Source organism: Fusibacter sp. (assembly GCF_057447755.1).
Window position 1 is genome coordinate 1 of sequence record NZ_JBVBZF010000230.1, and the last position, 5,789, is coordinate 5,789.

The 5,789-nt window shown below is 39.3% G+C and carries 5 protein-coding genes; 4 read left to right on the plus strand and 1 reads right to left on the minus strand.

Going from position 1 to position 5,789, the window contains the following annotated elements:
* On the minus strand, positions 1-1,257 hold a 1,257-nt coding region (locus tag AC220I_RS17180; RefSeq protein ID WP_486725092.1), incomplete at its 3' end, for an efflux RND transporter permease subunit.
* Between the two features lie 282 nt (positions 1,258-1,539).
* On the opposite strand from AC220I_RS17180, the gene AC220I_RS17185 reads away from it, so the two are divergent.
* The 4 genes from AC220I_RS17185 to AC220I_RS17200 form a co-directional block, all read left to right on the plus strand.
* Positions 1,540-2,853, plus strand: coding sequence for an ATP-binding protein (locus tag AC220I_RS17185; protein ID WP_486725093.1), 1,314 nt, complete (start codon positions 1,540-1,542; stop codon positions 2,851-2,853).
* Positions 2,850-3,680 carry a DNA-binding domain-containing protein gene (locus AC220I_RS17190; protein WP_486725094.1) on the plus strand — a complete coding sequence of 277 codons (831 nt, stop codon included), beginning with the start codon at positions 2,850-2,852 and terminating at the stop codon, positions 3,678-3,680. The genes AC220I_RS17185 and AC220I_RS17190 overlap by 4 nt, the downstream gene beginning before the upstream one ends.
* 221 nt (positions 3,681-3,901) lie before the next feature.
* Positions 3,902-5,080: an ABC transporter substrate-binding protein gene (locus tag AC220I_RS17195; protein ID WP_486725095.1), complete on the plus strand. Its 1,179-nt coding sequence runs from the start codon at positions 3,902-3,904 to the stop codon at positions 5,078-5,080.
* Between the two features lie 92 nt (positions 5,081-5,172).
* Positions 5,173-5,789 (plus strand): branched-chain amino acid ABC transporter permease (locus AC220I_RS17200; protein ID WP_486725096.1); only part of this gene is annotated, 617 nt, incomplete at its 3' end.

Consider the following 5,789-nt stretch of genomic DNA (forward strand, 5'->3'; position numbering starts at 1 on the left):
AACCATAGAGAAGAGGGTAATGGTGTTTAAGGTCATATCTGCAAGGTTGAGGAAGTAGAGGGTCATCATAATTGCCAGTGGAATTACGATGGAAACGATGCCCGCCTCTCTTAAACCTATGAACAAGAAGAGTACTACGATTACCAGGAATAGACCTGAAAGTGCATTGTTGGTAACTGCGCCGAGCTGGTCTCTTACGAATTCCGCTGTATCACCACTGACTTCAACTTCTAGGTCAGCAGGGTATAATGACCCTTTTTCATTGTCCAAGATGTCTCTCACAAGACCACTTGTTTTTATAATATCTGCAGATTCCTTTTTCTTAACAGAAAGGGCAACTGCCGTTTTCATACTTGGTGCATCCGTTGATAAACCAACAGACATTCTTGAGTATGATTCAATTTCCTTATAACCGTCTTCAACGATGGCAAGGTCTTTAAGTCTTACTGGACCGGCACCTTGATAATCGATAATGACTTCGTTAAGTGCCTGTACGGATTCAAGCTCACCAACGGTTCTAATGTTATAGGTTTTCTCGTCAAGTGTTGCAGTACCGCCTGGGTAATTCAAGTTTGACAGTGCGATACTATTTTTGATTTGATCAAGTGAAATGCCATAGATGGCAAGCTTTTGTGGATCAAGGTGAATTTTGATTTCCCTTTCAAGGCCGCCGATGATAAGAACTTCAGAGACATCGCTGTTGGCTTCAAGTCTCTGCTTGATATCTTCGGCAAATCTTTTAAGCGCTACCTGATCATAATCCCCTGAAATGTTGATGATCATAATCGGTGAGTTGTTGGATTCGAGTGAAGACACGATTGGGGTCTCAACGTCAGATGGAAATTCCAAAGAAGCTGCATTGACCTTTTCTCTCACTTCATTCATTTTTTTCTCCATATCGACGCCTTGCTCAAATTCGAGCCATACATTTGCAGCACCAGATGTGGAGTAGGATGATAGCATTTTAACATCTTCAATTTCTTCGAGCTTTGTTTCTAAAACATCACTCACCAGTGTTTCTACCTCTTCTGGTGCTGCACCTGGATAAATGGCAAGTACTTGACCATAAGGTAAAACAATTTCTGGATTTAATTCCCGAGGCAGTCCAAAATAAGCGCTAACCCCAACGATAATAATTGCGACGAGTATAAGGTACACAATTTTATATCGATCAATAAAAAAAGCAGCCCACTTTCCTAAGATATTCTTTGGCTGTTGAAGCTCGGGAATGCTTTGTAAATCTTCATATTGTTTCATGTATTTCCTCCCAAACATTAAATATAAAGTAACTATGAATAATATGTCTAATAATACCGCATATTTGTTAAAAAACGATTAAAAGGATATTAGAAAAAAAACCAAATTAAAGGGTTTTAACAAGACATAGCGAATAATGCAATTAGAACATAATATGATTTAGTATAAACCAGAGCCTTAAAACTGTATTTAAGTGAGTATTAAGCGTTTATTAATAAATCTTATTGTAGTATAACATAGAGTCAAATGTCATGTACATAAGCGAAAAGTAGAGGGGGAATTATGGAACATGTCAGAAAGGAAAATGACATCAATCGGATAAAGGGTGCGAATACACTTATTAAGCAGATGTTTTTTATAACCTGCGTGGTGGCCTTTTGTTCATTGTTCTTTTTCAATTTTTTTGTAGAGGGTTTTATCATAACAATCTCTGTAATTGCAATGCCCGTATTGCTTTACTGGTATGAGGATGTCAATCCCATCCATGTGGGGATTATGATTGCAATCGCATCACCTTTTTTTAGAATGTTTACTTTAGTTGTCAGCCACATGTCGATAGAAATTGCTTTTCAAGTCATTTGGCCTGAAATCTTTTTTTACCTTTGCTACAGTATTATATTCAATCAGATCTATGTTAAACGAGATCGAAAGTTGAACGATTTGGTCCTTGCAGTATTTTTAAGCGATTTTATCTCTAATATTATAGAGATGTCTTTGAGGCTCATGACGCCAGCACTTTCCTTAAATGTGTTTAGGGGCCTTGCGGTTATCGCACTTGTCAGAACCACAATCATCATTATTTTGGTCATAATCGTCAAGCAGTTTAGAACACTGGTGGTCAGAGAGGCGCATGAAAGGCATTACCATCATCTGCTTATGATGACCTCAAACTTTTGGAGTGAGATTTACTTCATGGAAAAGAACATCAACTATATTGAGGCACTTATGGCAAAGGCGTTCAAGCTATACCACAAGGCAGAGTCGAGCCATGCAGATCCTGAAATAGTTGAAATTGCCCTTGATGTGGCAAAAGAGGTCCATGAGGTCAAAAAGGACTATATAAGAGTTATACAAGGGCTTGAAGCCATAACCGAAAAGAAACTTTACGATCTTGAAATGGGGATTCATGAAATTGTAAAGGTGGTTGTAACCAATACACATAACTGCTATAAGAACAAGGCACAAAAGATTCACCTTGTTGAGAATGTTAAAAGCCAAGCACCTGTCAAGTATCATTTCTATATGACGTCCATATTAAGAAATCTTATAGGTAATGCCATTGAGGCTTTTGATGAGGATGAAAATGGTTTTGTACAGATTGATGTGTATGAGGCTGAAGAGGATTTGATCATAGAAGTTTCGGATAATGGAAAGGGCATTAAAGAGAGAGATTTTCCTTTCATTTTCAATCCAGGCTTTAGTAGTAAATATGCACTGGATTCAGGGGAAATACAAAGAGGTGTTGGTCTCAGTGTGGTAAAAGGCTTGGTAGAGAATATTTTCTTAGGTACAATAGAGGTGGAGAGTACAGAATTTAAGGGGACAACCTTCAAAATTTGTATCACACTTAAAAATCTCTCTGGGGGGACTGTATGAGGTTTTATATTTTAGATGATGATATCAATACCATTCAAATGCTATCAAATCTTATAGAAGATTTGGATATGGGGAAGGTCGTTAAGACACAGACGGATCCCCTAGTGGCACAAGATGAACTTTTACAATATAATGTAGATATTTGTCTAGTAGACTATCTAATGCCCAAGCTCGACGGCAGTCGATTGATTCAAAACATTCGATCCGAGTCCAAGGAAATTGATTTTATTATGATTTCTCAGGTTTCAGATCCTGAAATGGTATCTGAATCCTACCTTAGTGGGGCGGAATTTTTCATCCATAAGCCACTGAACACCATTGAGTTTAAAAAGGTGGTAGACCACGTGGTACAAAAGAGACGGATGGTTAAAAAGCTTGATCACATTAGGCAGTTTTTAGGGGAGGGAACTCAAAAGGAAACGCCAAAAGCGGCCTTTAAACCCAAGTTTGAAAGACATTTTATGGCACTTGGCATGATGGGGGAAAAGGGGACCACGGATTTAATCAAGGTTTGTGAAGCCCTTTCTGAAGTTGAAATTCTCAAGGAAAAGGCTTTAAACCAATGGCTGGCAAACTCGGGTGAGCGGCCCAAAACCGTCAGTCAGAGGATGAGGCGGGCTCTTAGCAAAGGCTTAAACAATATGGCCCATCTGGGGATTGAGGATTTTGGTCATGAGACCTTTGTGAACTATGCCTACAAGTTATTTGACCCACAAAGCGTACGGGAAGAGATGGACTATATAAAGGGCAAACGCAAGACAGGTGGTAAGCCTAACTTATTCCACTTTATCAGCTGCTTGATCATAGAGGTCCGAAATCAAGATTAAAGCAAAAGATAGAAAGCAAAAGCAATGAGTAAAAGCAATGAGTAAAAGTAGTAAGTAAAAGTAATAAGTAAAAAACAATTTGAAATTTGCAATAGAAATACCCTTGATAGGACACAGAAAATATTTTTCTGTGTCTTTTTGTGTCCCAATGAGGCAAATTGAATTTTCAGAATATACTGAAAACATCCATTGTGATATTAATTTTAAGGGGGACAAGAAACATGAGAAAAGCAATATCGGTATTGATGGTAATGATGCTCGTTCTAGGTTTATTATCCGGTTGTACAGCAAGCACAACTTCCACAGGCTCAGGCAGCGATGCTGATGTCATCAAAGTGGGTTGGATTGGATCTTTAACTGGGGACCAGGCTGTATGGGGCACTTGCGAGTTTAATACTGTGCAAATGTTAGTAGATGAAGCCAATGCAAACGGCGGTTGGTTAGGCAAACAAATTGAGTTAATCGGTTATGATACAAAAGGCGATTCTCTTGAAGCAGTAAACGCAGTTAAGAGATTAGTAGGTCAAGACAAAGTCGTTGCTATTATCGGACCAAATGCTTCAGGACAAGCAATTGCAATTAGCCAAGTGCTTGAAGAAGCTGGCGTTCCAGATATCGCAACAGTTGCGACAAATCCTAAAGTTACAGTTGATGAAAATGGCAACACCAAGCCTTATAACTTTAGAGTTTGTTTCATCGACCCTTACCAAGGTGCAGTAGCAGCTGGTTATGCTTATGAAATTTTAGGCCTTAAAAAAGCGGCAATCCTATACGATGTTGCTGATGAGTACTCTCAAGGCTTAACGGAATTCTTTGAAAAGACGTTCGTAGAGCTTGGTGGTGAAATCGTTGCTAAAGAAGCATTCAAATTTGGTGATGTTGACTTTAGACCACAACTTTCTTCAATCAAAGAAAAAGACCCTGAAATCATCTTTATGCCATACTTCTTCAAGGAAGTTGCCCTTAGCAGTACTCAAGCAAGAGAGCTTGGTATCAATGCAGTATTAATGGGCGGCGATGGCTGGACATCTGAACAGCTTCTCGAAATGGCTGGTGACTCTGTACAGGGCAGCTACGTCGTAAATCACCTTGATTTCGAAGACCCAGATGTTCAAGACTTTAAAAATGCTTACATGGCTAAATACAACTCAGCAGTTGAGCTTAACGGCTACCTAGCATACGATGCCTTCAAGTTATTAGAGGAATCTGTAAATAAAGCAGGCGTTGCTGACTCTAAAAAAATCAAGGATGCAATGGAAACAGCAGAGGTTCAAGGTATCACTGGTAAAATTAAGATTAATGCACAAACACACAACCCAGAGGGTAAAGAAGCGGCTATCTTAAAAATCGACCAAAATAAATACGTGTTCCAAATGAAATACTCTGTGGAAATCAAGTAATATGCTCAAATTAAAAGAGAGCGTTCATCGCTCTCTTTTATAGCATTAAGAAGACTTGTTTAACGTTACTGATTATGGGGGAAGGTGGCACAATGACAACATTTTTTCAACAATTAATCAACGGAATCTCAATCGGCAGTGTTTATGCACTGATGGCTGTAGGTTATTCCTTGGTTTACAGTATTATGAATTTTAGTAATTTTGCCCACGGCGGGGTTATCATGATCGGTGCCTATATGGGATTCTTTGCACTTGCAATGGGGAACTTGCCTTTTCCACTTGCAATATTACTCGCAACAGCGGGCGCCGCAGCACTTGCAATTGTGCTAGAACGTATCGCCTACAATCCACTTAGAAAAAGAAATGCACCTTATTTATATTTCATTATATCAGCCATGGGCGCTTCTATCTTTTTAGAAAACCTCGTTATTGCAACAATTGGTCCTAACTTTAGAACCTATCCAAAGGTCTTTGCCAAGGAACCCTTCCTAATTGGTTCATTGGCACTAGGACGACTTGATGTGATGATGTTTATCATATCTGCAATTTCACTTACAGCACTTCTATTCATCATCGAGAAAACCAAGACAGGCATGGCAATCAAGGCGACTGCTTATAACCTGAGAGCCAGTGCCCTTATGGGGGTCAACACTGACCACATTATCTTTATCGTATTCGGACTTGGTGGGGGACTTGCAGGGATTGCCGG